Source organism: Acinetobacter sp. IK23, assembly GCF_035615275.1.
Classification (GTDB): Bacteria; Pseudomonadota; Gammaproteobacteria; order Pseudomonadales; family Moraxellaceae; genus Acinetobacter; species Acinetobacter seifertii.
The window spans coordinates 330,198-346,622 of the sequence record NZ_JANBNX010000001.1 but is presented as its reverse complement, the minus strand read 5'-3'; the positions used below and the strand labels follow the sequence as shown (position 1 = coordinate 346,622).

The window sequence follows — 16,425 nt, the reverse complement described above, 5'->3', positions numbered from 1 at the left end:
CTGTGCTTTTTTTATAAGAAGAACAGTTTAAATTTCGGTATTAACCAATGGTTGTTCTACTGTAAAAGTTGGAGGAGTTAAAACAGTTTTACGAATCTCTTTTGAAGTTTCTGGATAATCGAGCGTGTAGTGTAGTCCACGTGATTCTTTGCGGTGCATGGCACAGCGAACAATCATCTCAGAAACGAGCACAAGATTACGCAGTTCAATCAGGTTTTTACTGACACGATAATCTTGATAATATTCAGTGATTTCACGCTTTAACATCTCTATACGGTGTAAAGCACGCTCTAAACGTTTTGTAGTTCTTACAATACCAACGTAGTTCCACATGGTTGAACGTAACTCATCCCAGTTTTGTAAAATCACCACATCTTCATCTGGGTTGGTTACTTGAGAGTCATCCCAAGTTGGTACTTCTGGTAATTTGAAGTTTTCATCAAACTTATTTTCGATGTCTTTTGCTGCACTCATGCCGTAAACAAAGCACTCAAGTAATGAGTTGCTTGCCATACGGTTTGCGCCATGTAAGCCTGTATAAGAGGTTTCACCAATTGCATATAGACCTTCAATATCGGTCTGACTATTTGAGTCAACTACAACACCACCACATGTATAGTGAGCTGCTGGCACTACTGGAATCATGTCTTTGGTAATGTCGATACCTAACTCAAGCAATCGTGCATAAAGTGTAGGGAAGTGCTCTTTAATAAATTCAGGTGATTTGTGGGTAATATCTAACCATACATGACGAATACCGAGACGCTTGATTTCGTGGTCAATGGTACGTGCCACAATATCGCGAGGAGCCAACTCTGCACGATCATCAAAACGAAGCATAAAACGTTCACCATCAGGCAAGCGTAAGTAAGCACCTTCACCACGCATCGCTTCAGTAATTAAAAAAGAACGTGCTTGTGGATGGTATAGGCAGGTTGGATGGAACTGGTTAAATTCCATATTCGCAACACGACAACCTGCGCGGTAAGCCATCGCAATACCATCGCCTGTAGCAATATCAGGGTTAGACGTATAAAGGTAAGCTTTCATCGCACCACCGCAAGCAAGTGCGGTAAATGGTGCAAGGAAGGTATGAACTTTTTCAGTGTTTTCGTCTAAGGCATACAAACCAATAGCGCGATTTACCTGATCTGTATGACCCAATTTATGCGACGTGATTAAATCAATCGCAATATAGTTTTCAAAAATAGTAATATTTTCGCGTTGTTTGGCGCGTTCAACCAATGTGGTTGAAATGGCTTTGCCTGTAGCATCAGCAGAATGGATAATGCGGCGCTGTGAGTGCCCACCTTCACGCGTTAAGTGAAGTTGCTCATCTTCATCTAAGGTGAACTGAACACCTTGCTCTAAAAGGAAATCAACAGAAGGGCGACCGCCTTCTACAGTATGTTGAACTGCATCTATTTCACATAAATGAGCACCTGCGATCATCGTGTCATTAATGTGTTGTTGAATAGAGTCAGTTTCATCAAGAACAGCAGCAACACCGCCTTGTGCATAGAAGGTACTTGCTTCAGTCAAAGCAGCTTTGGCTAAAACTGCAATATTAAAATGACTTGGTAACGATAAAGCCAGACTTAAACCAGCACCGCCACTGCCCACAATAATCACGTCAAAGTGGTGAATTGTCTGTTGATTAGGCATGTCCATTCGCATCAATTTAAAACGTCCGCTAATGACACCCCTTTTTACCTAAAAAGGCAAGAGCTTAAGCGCTCTAAGTCACAGAAAAATTGCAATTACCTTAAAAAATTGCAATGTGTAAAATAAACGTGATCATGATGTCTTATAAGTAAACATATTGTTACGCACAATTCCAAAGCATTGTGATACAAAAGTTTTATTCTTATTTCTCGTAGACCAATTGTGGGTGAGCACCGAATGAAATCTCGCTATTTACAACAAGGAATGTATGCAGCGGTATTTACAGTTGCCGCTGTTCAGGCAAACGCTGCTGTTGATTTTTCAAACCTCGTTGAACAAGTTAGTCCAGCTGTGGTGAGTGTAAATGTCGTAAAAAAAATGACTCAGGATGAACTGTTGCAACAGCAAGTTCCTGAAATTTTAAAACGTTTCTTTGGTAATCAGGTCATCATTCCACAGCAACAAGGTCCTCAAGAAAAAACCGCATACGGTAGTGCATTCTTTATTAGTAAAGATGGTTACTTACTCACAAACCATCATGTGATTGAAAATGCTTCCCGCATTAGTATTACTTTAAACGACCGTCGTGAAATTGATGCAACTGTTGTTGGTAGTGATGAACGTACCGATGTTGCCTTATTAAAAGTGAATGGGAATAATTATCCGGCTTTAAAAGTGGGTAATGTTGACCGCTTACGAGTCGGTGAGCCTGTTTTAGCGATTGGTTCACCATTTGGTTTTGATTACTCAGCCTCAGCAGGTATTGTCAGTGCTAAATCACGAAATATGAGTGGTGAAACCTCTGTACCGTTTATTCAAACAGATGTGGCTTTAAATCCAGGTAACTCAGGGGGTCCATTGTTTAATCAAAACGGTGAAGTAGTCGGAGTAAACTCACGTATCTTTAGTGGTACTGGTGGTTATATGGGCTTGTCTTTCTCTATTCCAATCGATGTTGCGATGGATGTAGCTGAACAGCTTAAAACCAAAGGGAAGGTTACTCGTTCATACTTAGGCGTTATGATGCAAGATATTGATCGTAACCTTGCTGATGCCTACAAATTACCTAAACCAGAAGGTGCTCTTATCACACAAGTTACGCCAAATTCACCTGCTCAAAAAGCAGGGCTTAGAGCTGGTGATGTGATTTTAAAACTTAATGGAACTTCTGTACTACGCACAAGTGATTTGCTCTATGCTTTAAACAAAGTACAGCCAAATCAAACTGTTCAGTTTGAAGTATTACGTGATGATAAAACTCGTAATATCTCGGCAACTTTGGCAACCGCACCAGATGAAACACCAGCTACAGGTGCTCAGACTTCTGCCTCTAAAGGTCCGGTTTTAGGCATGAGTATTCGTGATTTAGCTGAGCCAGAGAAAAATGCATTGAGCGTAAAAGGTGGTATTTATGTTCAAGATGTTCGCCGTGGTGGACTAGCATCATTGTCAAATATTATTCCGGGTGACGTGATTATTCAGGTTAATAATACTCAAATTTTGAATAGCCAAGATTTTGCAAAAGTTGTTTCTAACTTACAAAAAAATACGGTCGCACGTGTTGGAATCATTCGTCAAGGACAACGAGCAATGCTTGGTTTACGCATTCAGTAAAATGATTTAAAAATGAACCACCCTGAAAATGGGTGGTTTTTTATTATTTGTATTCGGCATAATGTTCAATCTAGCTAATTTAATTGTGGTTTTAGGTTTAATGATTAAAGTGGGTGTTTTGTGAGCAGTATTTTCGATTTGCATATTCAGGTTCAGCCACAGCATATTGATGCCTTGGGCCATGTTAACAATGTAATGTATGTCCAATGGATGCAAGATGTTGCTGCTGCTCATGTTGAAACATTAGGGGTAGGTGTAACCAAATACCTTGAACTTAAACATGCAATGGTTGCTGTTGAGCATCATGTGCAATACCGTAAGGCTGCGTTTGAAGGCGAAGAAATTATATTGCGGACATGGCTAGATGATATCAATGCGCTTTACTCATTTCGCCAGTATGTTTTTTATCGTCCCTCTGATCAGGCAGTTTTATTTGTTGGGAATACCAAATGGGCATGTATTGAAATTGCATCAGGCCGACCAAAACGGATGTCACCAACTTTTACACAAGCCTACAAGCCCCTTGATTCAAGTATAAATCCTTTAGATTTTACTATTTCATATAGAAGCCATTAAGAGAGATCAAAATTTGGAGCATTTATTTTCGATTGAAACTTCTAGACTAATTTTAAGTGAACTGGAGGAAAGTGACAAAACATCTGTTTTTGAATTATTTTCAAATTCAACAGTACTTGAATTCTATGATTTGAAACCTTTTGTTTCCTTAGAAGAAGCGGAAGTTTTGATTGAAAAAATGCATCTAAAATGGAAGACATGTATAGGTTTTAGGCATGCTATCCGCCTTAAACAAGATAGAACTATGTTGGGAACATGTGGTGTAAATAGCATCAAGCAAGTTGATAATGATTTTGCTGTAGTGATTGGTTATGAGCTTCATCCTAAAGCATGGGGTATTGGTTATATGCAAGAAGCACTTACAGGGATAATTCAGCATTTGAAGCAAGAACTTTTATTTGAGAAAAAAATAAAATATATTTGGGCTGAAATATTTGAATGGAACATTAAATCTCAGCAAGTTGTAAATAATCTTGGATTTGAATTAATTGGTAAAACAGTTAATCATACTAACAATACGGTATCTGACAACTTACTTAAGTTTGAGCTGAAGTTGTACTAATTTAAGTTTTCTTTAAAGAACATTACTTGGTTACATAAAGAAGTTTAAAAGCTTTTTTTAAAAGAAATAATTTATATCTTTTTCATTTCTGCAATCTGCTATAATCTCTCGCAATTTGTTAAACCGCTTTGGCTATGTATTAAAACAAGCTACATAGCACTTTATATTTTCTCAAGGTAGCCCATGGCGCAAGCTAAAAAATCCGTTGATATCAAAAATATCCGAAACTTCTCGATTATCGCTCATATTGATCATGGTAAGTCTACTTTAGCTGACCGTTTCATTCAGATGTGTGGTGGCCTACAAGATCGTGAGATGCAAGCTCAGGTCTTGGACTCAATGGAGCTTGAGCGCGAACGTGGGATTACCATTAAAGCAGCGTCTGTGACATTGTATTACACCCATCCAAATGGGCAGGAATATCAGCTTAATTTTATTGATACACCTGGGCACGTTGACTTCTCGTATGAAGTTTCTCGTTCGTTAGCTGCATGTGAAGGTGCATTATTGGTTGTTGATGCTGCGCAAGGCGTAGAAGCACAATCAGTTGCAAACTGTTATACAGCTATTGAACAAGGTCTCGAAGTTCTTCCTATTTTGAATAAAATTGATTTACCGCAGGCTGAACCTGAACGTGTAATTCATGAAATTGAAGAAATTATCGGGATTGAAGCGACAGATGCACCGACTTGTTCAGCAAAAACAGGTTTAGGCGTTGAAGGTGTATTAGAGCGTTTAGTTGATGTTATTCCGGCACCAGAAGGTGACCGTGAAGCTCCACTTCAAGCGTTAATTATCGATTCATGGTTTGATAACTACTTAGGTGTAGTTTCTCTTGTTCGTATCAAACAAGGTCGTATCCGTAAGGGCGACAAAATGTTGGTTAAGTCGACAGGACAAACTCATCCAGTAACTTCTGTTGGTGTATTTAATCCTAAGCATACTGAAACAGATATTCTTGAAGCTGGTGAAGTAGGTTTTGTTATTGCAGGTATTAAAGACATTTTTGGTGCACCAGTAGGTGATACCATTACACTTGCGACTACACCAGACGTTGCAACGTTACCAGGTTTCAAAAAGGTTAAACCGCAGGTTTATGCGGGTCTTTTCCCAATCGATTCAAGTGACTTTGAACCATTCCGCGAAGCATTACAGAAATTACAAATTAACGATTCTGCCTTGTTCTTTGAACCTGAAAGTTCAGATGCACTTGGTTTCGGTTTCCGCTGTGGTTTCTTGGGCATGTTGCATATGGAAATCGTACAAGAGCGTTTAGAGCGTGAGTACGATCTCGATTTAATTAGCTCTGCACCAACAGTAGTTTATGAAGCTGTTACCAAAAAAGGTGAGACGATCTATATCGATAGTCCATCTAAAATGCCAGATGGTTCAGTTGTTGAAGATTTACGTGAGCCAATTGCTGAATGTCACATTCTTGTGCCGCAAGAATACTTAGGTAATGTCATGACCTTATGTATTGAGCGTCGTGGTGTACAAAAAGACATGAAATTCTTAGGTAATCAAGTTTCGATTACTTTTGAAATTCCAATGGCTGAAGTCGTAATGGATTTCTTTGACAAGCTTAAATCATGTTCACGTGGTTTTGCATCGCTAGACTATAACTTTGTACGTTTTGAAAGTTCATCTTTAGTTAAGGTTGATGTGCTAATTAATAGTGAAAAGGTTGATGCCTTGGCTATGATTTGTCACCGTAATGATGCTCGTCATCGTGGTATTGCTCTAGTTGAAAAAATGAAAGACTTGATTCCGCGTCAGATGTTTGATGTGGCAATTCAGGCTGCCATTGGTGCGCAAATTATTGCTCGTTCGACCGTTAAGGCGATGCGTAAAAACGTCCTAGCAAAATGTTATGGCGGTGACGTGTCTCGTAAGAAGAAATTACTTTCTAAACAAAAAGAAGGTAAGAAACGTATGAAACAAGTGGGTAGTGTAGAAATTCCACAAGAAGCGTTCTTAGCTGTTTTGAAAGTAGAAAGATAAAAGAAAGGGCTGGGATGAACTTATATTCTCCCAGCCATAAAGCAAGCAGCTAGGCTGCGAGTGAGGTCATGTGGATTTTGATTTTAATTTAATTCTTGTTCCAGTTACGCTGATTTTATTTGCAGTGTGGTTGCTAGATAAGCTCGTTTTTAAACAGCGTGCGAATAAAGGGCGAGAGAACGAAAATTTTGTTATTACATGGGCCTATGACTTTTGGCCAGTTTTAGCCGTTGTGCTTGTATTACGTTCATTCCTTTATGAACCATTTAACATTCCATCAGACTCTATGGTTCCAACTTTAGAGACTGGCGATTTTATTTTGGTTAACAAGTTTGACTATGGTGTTCGTTTACCTATCGTCAATAAAAAAGTGATTGATGTTGGTGAGCCTAAACGTGGTGATGTCATTGTATTCCGTTATCCACCTCAGCCGACTATTAGCTACATTAAACGTGTAATTGGTTTACCGGGTGATCATATTGTTTATGATCATGGGCAATTGATTATTAATGGTCAAAAAATTCCTAAAGTAGCAACTCAGTTTAGTCGTGAAAAAGATGCTTTAGATACACCTACGTCGATTTATCATAAAGAAACGATTGGTGATCATACATTTACAATGCGTGAGCTTGAAGGCGTAAACGTTGCGCGTCAGGCACCTTTTATCAACTATGTTGATAATGGCAAATATTCGAACCAAGACGGTTTATATTGGGAAGTGACAGTTCCAAAAGGACATTACTTTGCAATGGGGGACAACCGTGATCAAAGTGCTGACAGTCGTTTCTGGGGCTTTGTTCCTGAAGAAAACTTAACAGGCCGAGCTTTCTATGTCTGGATGCATAAAGAACCTGGTTTCCACCTGCCAAGCTTTAGCCGAAATGGAAAAATAGATTAAAAACAACCATTAGGAAAACAAAAATGCGTAAGGCACAACAGGGTACTTCGTATTTAGCAATTTTATTTGGGGTGGTCATATTTGCAGTTGCGGCGAAAGCCGTACTTGCAGTTTGGCCAGCATATTGGGATGATCGTGTGATTAATAATCAGATTACTGAGCTTATGCAACAAAGCTCAGCTGATACCACACCCCAAAAGTTTATGACACAAATGGATCAACGACTTGAAATGAACAATATTCGTGACCTCCATTTTAAGGAGATTGCAGAAGTGTTTAACCAATCGGGTCTAATTGTCAAAAAGAAATATGAAGTAAGAAAACCATTCTTACTAAATATTGATTTAGTTTTAACATTTGAGAAGAGTTTTGACAAAACATCAGTTCAAACTAAGTGATCCTCGCTTACTCAGTCGGATCGGTTATCAATTTAAGCAGCCCGAATTGCTACAGTTAGCTTTGACTCATCGTTCGGTGAGTCATAGGTATAACTATGAACGTTTGGAGTTTTTAGGCGATTCGCTATTGGGGATGATCATCGCCAATTATTTATATCATGCCTACCCGCATGAAAATGAGGGGCGTTTAACGCGTATGCGTGCGACTCTGGTTCGCCAAGAAGCTTTAGGTAAAATTGCAACCGATTTGCAACTTAGTCGGTGTTTAATATTAAGCACGGGCGAATTGAAATCTGGTGGTCATCATCGTGAGTCAATATTGGCAGATACTGTAGAAGCGATTATTGGCGCAATATATCTTGATTGTAGTGACCTGAACCTACTTAACGATATTGTGTTAAAATGGTATGTACCTTATTTAGATCATATTGAGCCAACAGATCAACTCAAGGATCCAAAATCACGTTTACAAGAGTATCTACAAGCACGTAAAAAACATCTCCCTGTTTACGAGGTTGTAGATATTCAGGGTGATGCGCCTCATCAGCACTTTAAAGTCGAATGTTTGGTAGATGGTTTACCAAAGATTTATGGTGAGGGGTCAAGTCGTCGTTTTGCCGAGCAGGCAGCAGCGGCGGAAATTTTAAAGTTATTGGAGCAATAACCTGCATGTCGATGCATTCTGATCAAATCAATCCAGATTCAAATGAAAACCAAGATCCAAACAATCTGATTGATCAATTTTTTAGTTCCAAAGGCGTTACAATTCCTTCGGATTTTAAGAGCGGATTTGTGGCGATTGTGGGACGTCCAAATGTGGGTAAATCTACCCTCATGAACCATTTATTGGGTCAAAAGCTTTCTATTACTTCGCGTAAACCTCAAACGACACGCCATAAAATTATTGGTATTGATTCACGTGAAAAAATGCAAGCGGTCTATGTTGATACACCGGGGATGCATAAGAAAGAAGTACGTGCCATCAATAAAATGATGAACCGTGCTGCGCATTCTGCACTACGTGACGTTAACTTAGTTTTATTTGTTATCGATGCCTATAAGTGGACTCAAAATGACGATTTAGTGCTTGAGAAACTCAAGAATGCTGAAATGCCAGTTATTTTGGTGATTAACAAAGCTGATACTTTTGAAGATAAAAGAGAGATTCTTCCTCTAATTCAAGAGCGTACTAAGCTTATGAATTTTGCTGAGATTGTTCCTGTTTCTGCTCTACGTGGAGCTAACTTGGAACATTTAAGTGAAACGATTGAAAAATATCTTCCTTATCAGCCACCACTGTATTCATTTGATCAAATTACGGACCGTTCTGAGCGCTTCTTAGCAAGTGAGATCATCCGTGAAAAAATCATGCGTCAGTTGGGCGAAGAGCTTCCATATGATTTAACAGTACAAATTGAATCTTTCAAAACGGAAGAAGAAACTGTTAATGAGAAAACGGGACGATTAAAACCAGCTTGTACTTATATCGATGCAACTATTTTTGTGGATCGTGCTGGTCAAAAAGCAATCGTAATTGGTGAGAAAGGTGCCAAGCTTAAAACGATTGGTATGGATGCCCGTAAAGATATGGAAAAAATGTTCGAACAAAAGATCATGCTTACCTTATGGGTTAAGGTTAAAGGCGGTTGGTCTGATGATGAGCGTGCTTTAAAAAGTTTAGGATATAGTGATATCTAAGAAGCAGGGAATACTGGTATGAAAGCAATTACATCAATATTAGCTATTGTTGGATGTGCATTGATGTTGCAAGGTTGTGTATACAAGCTTGTAACCGTACCAGTAGGTATTGCTTATAAAACAACTAAAGGTGTAGTGAAGGGTACAGCTGCTGTTGTAGGAGCTGTAATTCCTGATGGTGACGACGACGATAAGAAAGAAAAAGAATCTAAGGAATAGTTTCTTTTTATGATGCGCAATGAAATCCTGCATGGATATATGATTCATCATCGTAAATATCGTGAAAAAAGCCATATTGTGCATCTCTTCACTCAAGAGTATGGGCGAGTCGATGGTATTTTAAGACAGACTCCACCCCCTCAATATCAGCCTATCCGCTTACAAGCTACGGGTAAAAGTGAACTGAAAAATTTTACGAAGCTGGAAATACTAAATCAGCCAGTTTTCTTTTTTGGTGATGCTTTTTTCGCTGGTTTTTATTTAAATGAAATTATTTTAAGACTTTGCCCTTTAGAAGAGGCAATGCCGCAAACATTTGAACAATATCAATTAACACTACTTCAACTACAAGAATTGTCTTCGCACGAAAACCCAGATCTCTTTCTTAGACAGATATTAAGACAGTTTGAACATGCCTTGCTTCCTGAGTTAGGTTACGCTATTGATTTTTCAGTTGATAGCTCCCAAAAAGAAATTTTGCCGCATCAATTTTATCAATTTCAAGTGACTGAAGGCTTTGCTCCAGTCGTTCAGGCAGGCCGTTCATCTCTGTCTGGAAAAGCAATTTTATCTATGTTGGACTATGAGCAAGGTCAGGATTTTTCTCACGAACAATTGCAATTATTAGGTAAACTATACCGTCAAATGATTACATCGCTTTTAGGAGATCGTCCCCTAAAAAGTCGACAATTGTGGATTCAAAACACTCAAACTCAATCGTAATTAGGATTTATTTATGGCTGCATTGCTTGGTGTAAACATAGACCATGTTGCTACTTTAAGACAGGCGCGCGGTACTACTTACCCAGATCCTGTAGAAGCTGCTCTCATTTGTGAACAAGCTGGCGCAGAGGGTATTACTTTGCATTTGCGTGAAGACCGTCGCCATATTCAAGATGATGACGTGCGTCGTATGCGTCCATTGTTAAAAACGCGTATGAATCTAGAGTTGGCTGTTACTGATGAAATGGTCGAGTTTGCAAAAGAAATTCAGCCACAGCATGTGTGCTTCGTTCCTGAAAAACGCCAAGAAGTGACAACGGAAGGTGGTTTGGATGTCGTAGCTAATTTTGAAAAAGTTAAGGCTGCAACTCAAGCTTTAGCTGCATTGGGTTGTGATGTATCTTTATTTATTGATGCAGATTTTGCTCAAATTGATGCGGCAATTGCATGTGGAGCACCTACGATTGAGTTACATACAGGTGCATATGCAGATGCGGAAACAGAGCAAGACCAACAAGAAGAACTAGCACGTATCGTAAAAGGTGTCGAATACGCGGCAGCAAAAGGTTTAGTTGTAAATGCGGGTCATGGCCTCAATCTAAAAAATATTGCTCCAATTGCAGCGATTCCACAAATTCATGAGTTAAATATTGGTCACTCAATTATTGCTGAGAGTGTTTTTGTAGGTCTGGTACAGGCTGTTAAAGATATGAAAACAGCAATTCAGGCAGCAGGATAATTAGTAATGTCGAGTATCAATTATGATGAGTTAATGCAGCCTGTATTAGACTTCTTGGGGTGTCAAACCCCAAATGAATGGTTGGATGAGGCAATCAATAATTTAGATATCTTGATGCAAGATCATGCTAATTGTGAAAAGAAAGCTGCTAGTACAGCAATGAACTTAATGTTCCGCTATAGCTTCTTTCCTGACTTACAAGTAAAACTTGCTCAGCTTGTACGAGAAGAAATGCTTCACTACGAACAAGTGCTTGAGCTTATGGCTAAGCGTGGTCAAGAGTGGACTGGTTTAAGTGCTGGACGTTATGCTGGTGGTCTCCGTAAAGAGATTCGTACCTATGAACCTGAAGCTTTAATTGACGTACTTGTGGTAGGTGCTTTTGTTGAAGCGCGTTCATGCGAACGCTTTCATGCACTGGCTCCACGTGTAGATGATGAGTTAGGACGCTATTATCGTTATCTGCTTAAATCAGAATCACGTCATTTCGAAGACTATTTAGCTCTCGCACTCGATGTGGCCAAAACAGCAAAAATGAAAAATCCTAAAGAGGATATTCAGCAGCGTATTGAACATATTCGTGAGGTTGAAAAAAATCTGATATTAACACCAGATGATACTTTCCGTTTTCACAGTGGTGTTCCTGCGTAGTTTTTGACGGCTTTTGTTAAAAAAGTTTACCTTCCAAGGTAAACTTTTTTTATTGGGTATAATTTATCTAGTGGGATCAAATAACTCTGCTTTTAGTTATTTAATGCATATAATTATTTAATAAATATATTTTTTATAGATTTTAATTTCTCTTAAAATTTTTAAAAAAACTTTTATTTTTTTAGCCTAATAATAAATATTGTGTAAATATAAAGGCTGATATGTTCATCATGAGTTCAACTAAAATAGTTGATTATTTCCAAGGATATAAGAATGTTAGCATTAGTTACAGGCGCATCGGCAGGTTTTGGTTATAGTATTTCAAAAAAGCTGATCGAGTTAGGCTATAACGTTATTGGATGCGGAAGACGGGCAGAAAAACTAGAAGAACTAAAACAACAACTGGGTGAAAAATTCTATCCATTAGTATTTGATATGACGGATACAGCAGAAAATATAAATAAGATATTTAAAGAGTTACCCAATGAATTTCAAATTGATCAAATTGACTTGCTTGTAAATAATGCAGGTTTGGCATTGGGTTTAGAGTCGGCAGATAAAGCGGAATTAGATGATTGGTACACGATGATTGATACCAATGTTAAAGGCCTTGTGACAGTTACCCGATTAATTTTACCAAGTATGGTAAACAAGAAATCTGGCTTAATTATTAATATGGGTTCAATTGCAGGTACATACCCATATCCGGGTGGTAATGTTTACGGTGCAACAAAGGCTTTTGTAGAGCAGTTTAGTCTAAATCTTCGTGCGGATTTGGCTGGTACAGGTGTGCGCGTGACTAACGTTGAACCAGGGCTGTGTGGGGGGACTGAATTTTCACTTGTACGTTTTAAAGGGGATCAAGATAAAGTGAGTAGTCTCTATGATAAGAAAAACCCAATTTTGCCTGAAGACATTGCAAATACGGTAGCTTGGATTGCAACTCAACCACCACATATTAATATTAACCGTATAGAAATGATGCCAACAACGCAGTCTTTTAATCCTTTAAAAGTGGTTGAAGTAGAAGAATGATTTAACAAGAAAATATGTTGTTTAGAGTTAAGTTGTATCGTTAAACCTAACACATGCTCTAAGAAAAAATTAAATCCTCTATCAATAGATAGGGGATTTTTTGTAGTTATTGATAAATTTATGGCAAAAAAAAGCCCGCTTTAATGCTGCGGGCTTTTTAGTATTTGGCTCTCCCACCTGGGCTCGAACCAGGGACCTGCGGATTAACAGTCCGTCGCTCTACCGACTGAGCTATGGGAGAATCTGCATGCGATTATAAGGAGATTTTGACAAGGGTCAAGTGAAAATCGTCATGTTTCCTTCATTTTTGTGTTGTATGCTTTTTATTTGACCAGGTTGGGTGGCAAACTCATAAATTACTTGCACTTTAAAAACTGAATTGCTAGATTCAAAAAAGAACAAGCGTTTGGAGAAATCCAAACAGTGTGGATTTAAACCAACTTGCCAGCACTAAAATGGCTAAATCGGAGATAAGTATGAAAACACTTACTATTGCCTCTATTTTTTCTAATTTTGATTTTTATCAACGTAATTATCTTAATATATTAAATCAACCTGAATCCTATTACACATGTGTAGAAGATGCGTGGATTGATGCTTTTCCATTTAAAAAGCAGAGATTGTACTTAGGTGATTTGCTACAACTCTGGTTTAGTTCAAAGTGGAATGTGCGTACTTCATTTAAAGTCTTAAAGTGTTCCAAATTGCTAGATCAATCGCAACCTCTTTATATTTTCCAGCTCGATGGCGAATTATTGTTAGGTAAAAATAAAGTTCTGGCTTGGTCTACTCAGCATCGTGAAGTTGTCGAGCTTCAACTTAAAAATATTTGGGCGCCATATGTGATTGCTCAAACTTGTGAACGTCCAATTATTCCTTACGTCATAAAAAAGGCAGCCGTTTAAAGCTGCCTCTATTCTTTATGGGCGAATAATCATGCAGGTTGCTGTCGCATAAGCATACAGTTTACCTTCTTCATCAATAATTTTTCCTTCGGAAATACCCAAGTTTTTACTTAAATTAATAACTTTTCCTGTGGCAATTAAAGCCTGATTTTGGGGAATAGGGCGGCACATTTTTACATTAAGGTCGATGGTGCCATAACCCACACCTGCGGGTAACATCGTATGAACAGCACAGCCTGTTACCGAGTCTAGGACTGTTGCAGCAAAGCCACCATGTACACCACCTAATGGGTTTAAATGGTTGAGATCTGCTTGTGCTTTAAAGGTTACAGATCCTTCAGAGATTTCAGTAGGTTGCATAGGTATAGTTTTGCTAATACTGGCAGGTGGAATGTGACCTTCAATCATGGCTTGTAAAAATTCGAGGCCTGTCATTTCCATAGGATTTTTCATTTTTTGAGTCCTTCAGTAATTAAAGTTCTAAAATAGAACTTGATGCTAAATTAGGCGTTAAAATGCATATTGTCAAGTTAGCAAGTACAAGAAATATGGCTATTTTATAGTTTATAAACTTGTAAAATTTAGTTGAGCAGAATATTTTATAACCCTAAAAATATAAACTTCTTGCGGAAAATAATAATGAACGGTCAGTGTCTATGCGGTGAAACAACTTTTGAAGTTGAATTAAAAAATCATGATGTACATGCTTGCCATTGTTCGATGTGTCGTAGACAAACTAGTGGTGTCATTATGACAGTTGATGTGGTCAAAGGTAGTTTAAAGTTTATTCAGCAAAAGCATCTTAGCGTATTTAACTCTTCTGAATGGGGCGAAAGAGGCTTTTGTAATACTTGTGGAACAACAATTTTTTGGAGAACGAAAGATCAAAACTACTGTAATATCAATGTATTTTCTTTAAATGATCCAATAGAAGACTTGAATTTAGATATGGAAATTTTTATTGATTCAAAACCCGATTTTTATACTTTCCAAAATCAAACAAAAAAATTAACTGAGGCTGAGGTAGTTGCCTTGTTTAACCCAGAATAATTTTAATTATAAAAAAGGCCTCAATTTTGAGGCCTTTTTTAATTTTACAAATTATTTAGCAGCCTTTTCTGCTTCAATTGAAGCGATCGCAGCGTCAACACCTTCAATCGATTCAGCAGCTTTTTTGATACGTGCTAACGCATCAACAAGTACTTCATCAGCTGTTGCATATGAAATACGCATGAAGCCGCCTAAACCAAATGCATCACCAGGAACAACTGCTACGCCAGTTTCTTCAAGTAACCATTCAGAGAATTCTGTGCAAGACTTTAAGCCTTTTGCACGAATAAGAGGGCGAATGTTTGCATAGGCATAGAATGCACCATCAGCAGGTAAGCAAGAGATACCTTTGATGTCATTTAAGCCGTTTACAACTAAGTCATGACGGCGTTTAAACGCTTCAATCATTGGTTCTAAAACATCTTGTGGGCCATTCAATGCAGCTTCAGCAGCAACTTGTGAAATTGAAGTTGGGTTAGAAGTTGATTGAGACTGGATTTTTTTCATTGCACCAATGATTTTTGCTGGGCCGGCTGCATAGCCAATACGCCAACCAGTCATTGCATATGCCTTAGAAACACCATTTAAAACAATTGTGCGGTCATATAAATCTGGAGCAACAGTTGCAATGTTATAGAACTCATCTTCCCAACGAATTGGTTCATACATGTCATCAGAAGCAACAAATACTTGTGGATGACGACGTAAAACTTCAGCTAAAGCTTCTAATTCAGCTTTGCTATAAATCATACCTGTTGGGTTAGATGGGCTGTTTAGTACCACTAAACGAGTATTTGGTGTAATAGCAGCTTCTAATTGTTCAGGAGTGATTTTGAAGCGTTGCTCTTCACCACATTTCACAATAACTGGTGTACCTTCAGCAATAATCACCATATCTGGATAGCTTACCCAGAACGGTGCAGGGATGATCACTTCATCGCCTTTGTTTAATAGAGCAAGCGCCAAGTTAAAGAAGCTTTGCTTACCACCACATGACACCAAAATCTGGTTTGCTTGATAATCAAGATTATTATCACGCTTAAATTTAGCAATAATTGCTTTTTTTAATCCAGGAGTACCATCTACAGCCGTATATTTGGTGAAACCATTATTAATCGCTTCAATTGCAGCATCTTTGATGTGTTGCGGGGTATCAAAGTCTGGTTCGCCAGCACCTAAACCAATCACGTTCTTGCCAGCAGCTTTAAGTTCAGCAGCTTTGTTGGTTACAGCAAGTGTAGGGGACGGTTTGATGGCATTGACACGATCAGAAAGACGTACGTCCACGGCAATATTCCTCTTATGGGATTAAAAAATAAAAAGCATACTATCTTATCGCAAAAATTAAGTAATTTGCGGATGCAGGTATTTTTAGATGTAAAAAAGTTTAATTTAGGAACGTTCTTGTTGCGGTTTTATTCAATTGAAGCTTTTTTCGAAAGAAATGAGAAAAATCCTTTATAATAAATCGCAATCGAAATATCGAGACTGAATTATGACTGAGCAACAGCCAAAACAGAAAAAGGCTTTGGTGAAATTGCCATTCCCAATGCCGAATGAAAGCAATCAAGCTGGTGATGCTGTACACAACCAAGTGCGTCCGAAGCCAGAGCAATATGCAGATAGAACTTGGATGCCTCCTCGTGGTACCCGTCGTTCTATGGGTAAGCGTTAATTTAAAAAAACAGGCA

Annotated in this window: 19 protein-coding genes, 1 tRNA gene and 1 pseudogene; 17 read left to right on the top strand and 4 right to left on the bottom strand. The window is 38.3% G+C overall.

Going from position 1 to position 16,425, the window contains the following annotated elements; translation table 11 throughout:
• Nucleotides 1-27: 27 nt before the first annotated feature.
• On the bottom strand, nt 28-1,671 hold the full coding sequence (gene nadB / locus MSG95_RS01775) for an L-aspartate oxidase (RefSeq protein ID WP_031944433.1): 1,644 nt from the start codon (nt 1,669-1,671) through the stop codon (nt 28-30).
• Between the two features lie 231 nt (nt 1,672-1,902).
• On the opposite strand from nadB, the gene MSG95_RS01770 reads away from it, so the two are divergent.
• The 13 genes from MSG95_RS01770 to MSG95_RS01710 all read left to right on the top strand — a co-directional run bounded on the left by MSG95_RS01770 (nt 1,903) and on the right by MSG95_RS01710 (nt 12,779).
• Nucleotides 1,903-3,279: a Do family serine endopeptidase gene (locus MSG95_RS01770; RefSeq protein ID WP_004699956.1), complete on the top strand. Its 1,377-nt coding sequence runs from the start codon at nt 1,903-1,905 to the stop codon at nt 3,277-3,279.
• 120 nt (nt 3,280-3,399) lie between these two features.
• The gene (locus tag MSG95_RS01765) at nt 3,400-3,855 is read left to right on the top strand and encodes an acyl-CoA thioesterase (RefSeq protein ID WP_004699958.1); all 456 of its coding nucleotides are present in this window, start codon (nt 3,400-3,402) and stop codon (nt 3,853-3,855) included.
• A gap of 13 nt (nt 3,856-3,868) precedes the next feature.
• Nucleotides 3,869-4,417 carry a GNAT family N-acetyltransferase gene (locus MSG95_RS01760; RefSeq protein ID WP_004699960.1) on the top strand — a complete coding sequence of 183 codons (549 nt, stop codon included), beginning with the start codon at nt 3,869-3,871 and terminating at the stop codon, nt 4,415-4,417.
• Nucleotides 4,418-4,600: 183 nt separating this feature from the next.
• Nucleotides 4,601-6,418, top strand: a complete 1,818-nt coding sequence (gene lepA, locus MSG95_RS01755; RefSeq protein ID WP_004699962.1) for a translation elongation factor 4 — start codon at nt 4,601-4,603, stop codon at nt 6,416-6,418.
• 70 nt (nt 6,419-6,488) lie between these two features.
• Nucleotides 6,489-7,316 carry a signal peptidase I gene (gene lepB, locus MSG95_RS01750; protein ID WP_004699965.1) on the top strand — a complete coding sequence of 276 codons (828 nt, stop codon included), beginning with the start codon at nt 6,489-6,491 and terminating at the stop codon, nt 7,314-7,316.
• Nucleotides 7,317-7,339: 23 nt separating this feature from the next.
• On the top strand, nt 7,340-7,714 hold the full coding sequence (locus MSG95_RS01745) for a DUF4845 domain-containing protein (RefSeq protein ID WP_004699967.1): 375 nt from the start codon (nt 7,340-7,342) through the stop codon (nt 7,712-7,714).
• Entirely contained in the window at nt 7,686-8,378 is a 693-nt protein-coding gene (rnc, locus tag MSG95_RS01740) for a ribonuclease III (protein WP_004699968.1), read from the top strand. The genes MSG95_RS01745 and rnc overlap by 29 nt, the downstream gene beginning before the upstream one ends.
• An 11-nt stretch (nt 8,379-8,389) precedes the next feature.
• Complete coding sequence (era, locus tag MSG95_RS01735; RefSeq protein ID WP_077163210.1) at nt 8,390-9,412, top strand: GTPase Era; 1,023 nt, start codon at nt 8,390-8,392, stop codon at nt 9,410-9,412.
• A gap of 18 nt (nt 9,413-9,430) precedes the next feature.
• Nucleotides 9,431-9,631, top strand: coding sequence for an NF038104 family lipoprotein (locus MSG95_RS01730; protein WP_004699972.1), 201 nt, complete (start codon nt 9,431-9,433; stop codon nt 9,629-9,631).
• Between the two features lie 9 nt (nt 9,632-9,640).
• Nucleotides 9,641-10,354: a DNA repair protein RecO gene (gene recO, locus MSG95_RS01725; RefSeq protein WP_004699975.1), complete on the top strand. Its 714-nt coding sequence runs from the start codon at nt 9,641-9,643 to the stop codon at nt 10,352-10,354.
• 13 nt (nt 10,355-10,367) lie between these two features.
• A complete protein-coding gene (gene pdxJ / locus MSG95_RS01720) occupies nt 10,368-11,093 on the top strand; it encodes a pyridoxine 5'-phosphate synthase (protein WP_004699978.1) in 726 nt (241 codons plus the stop codon).
• 6 nt (nt 11,094-11,099) lie between these two features.
• On the top strand, nt 11,100-11,744 hold the full coding sequence (locus MSG95_RS01715; RefSeq protein WP_004699979.1) for a tRNA-(ms[2]io[6]A)-hydroxylase: 645 nt from the start codon (nt 11,100-11,102) through the stop codon (nt 11,742-11,744).
• A 273-nt stretch (nt 11,745-12,017) separates the two neighbouring features.
• Nucleotides 12,018-12,779, top strand: coding sequence for an SDR family NAD(P)-dependent oxidoreductase (locus tag MSG95_RS01710; protein ID WP_004699982.1), 762 nt, complete (start codon nt 12,018-12,020; stop codon nt 12,777-12,779).
• Nucleotides 12,780-12,944: 165 nt separating this feature from the next.
• On the opposite strand, the gene MSG95_RS01705 is transcribed toward MSG95_RS01710, so the two are convergent.
• Nucleotides 12,945-13,020, bottom strand: a tRNA-Asn gene (locus MSG95_RS01705).
• Nucleotides 13,021-13,069: 49 nt separating this feature from the next.
• On the opposite strand from MSG95_RS01705, the pseudogene MSG95_RS01700 reads away from it, so the two are divergent.
• A pseudogene (locus MSG95_RS01700) lies at nt 13,070-13,154 on the top strand (hypothetical protein); the annotation flags it as partial.
• A 101-nt stretch (nt 13,155-13,255) separates the two neighbouring features.
• Entirely contained in the window at nt 13,256-13,684 is a 429-nt protein-coding gene (locus MSG95_RS01695; RefSeq protein WP_004699984.1) for a hypothetical protein, read from the top strand.
• A 15-nt stretch (nt 13,685-13,699) separates the two neighbouring features.
• Here MSG95_RS01695 and MSG95_RS01690 read toward each other — a convergent pair whose 3' ends face one another.
• Complete coding sequence (locus MSG95_RS01690) at nt 13,700-14,137, bottom strand: PaaI family thioesterase (protein WP_004699986.1); 438 nt, start codon at nt 14,135-14,137, stop codon at nt 13,700-13,702.
• Between the two features lie 186 nt (nt 14,138-14,323).
• On the opposite strand from MSG95_RS01690, the gene MSG95_RS01685 reads away from it, so the two are divergent.
• Nucleotides 14,324-14,734 carry a GFA family protein gene (locus tag MSG95_RS01685; protein WP_004699987.1) on the top strand — a complete coding sequence of 137 codons (411 nt, stop codon included), beginning with the start codon at nt 14,324-14,326 and terminating at the stop codon, nt 14,732-14,734.
• A 51-nt stretch (nt 14,735-14,785) separates the two neighbouring features.
• On the opposite strand, the gene MSG95_RS01680 is transcribed toward MSG95_RS01685, so the two are convergent.
• A complete protein-coding gene (locus MSG95_RS01680; RefSeq protein WP_004699990.1) occupies nt 14,786-16,021 on the bottom strand; it encodes a pyridoxal phosphate-dependent aminotransferase in 1,236 nt (411 codons plus the stop codon).
• A gap of 208 nt (nt 16,022-16,229) precedes the next feature.
• Between MSG95_RS01680 and MSG95_RS01675 the strand changes: the two genes are divergently transcribed.
• The gene (locus tag MSG95_RS01675; RefSeq protein WP_000139632.1) at nt 16,230-16,409 is read left to right on the top strand and encodes a hypothetical protein; all 180 of its coding nucleotides are present in this window, start codon (nt 16,230-16,232) and stop codon (nt 16,407-16,409) included.
• Nucleotides 16,410-16,425: the final 16 nt, after the last annotated feature.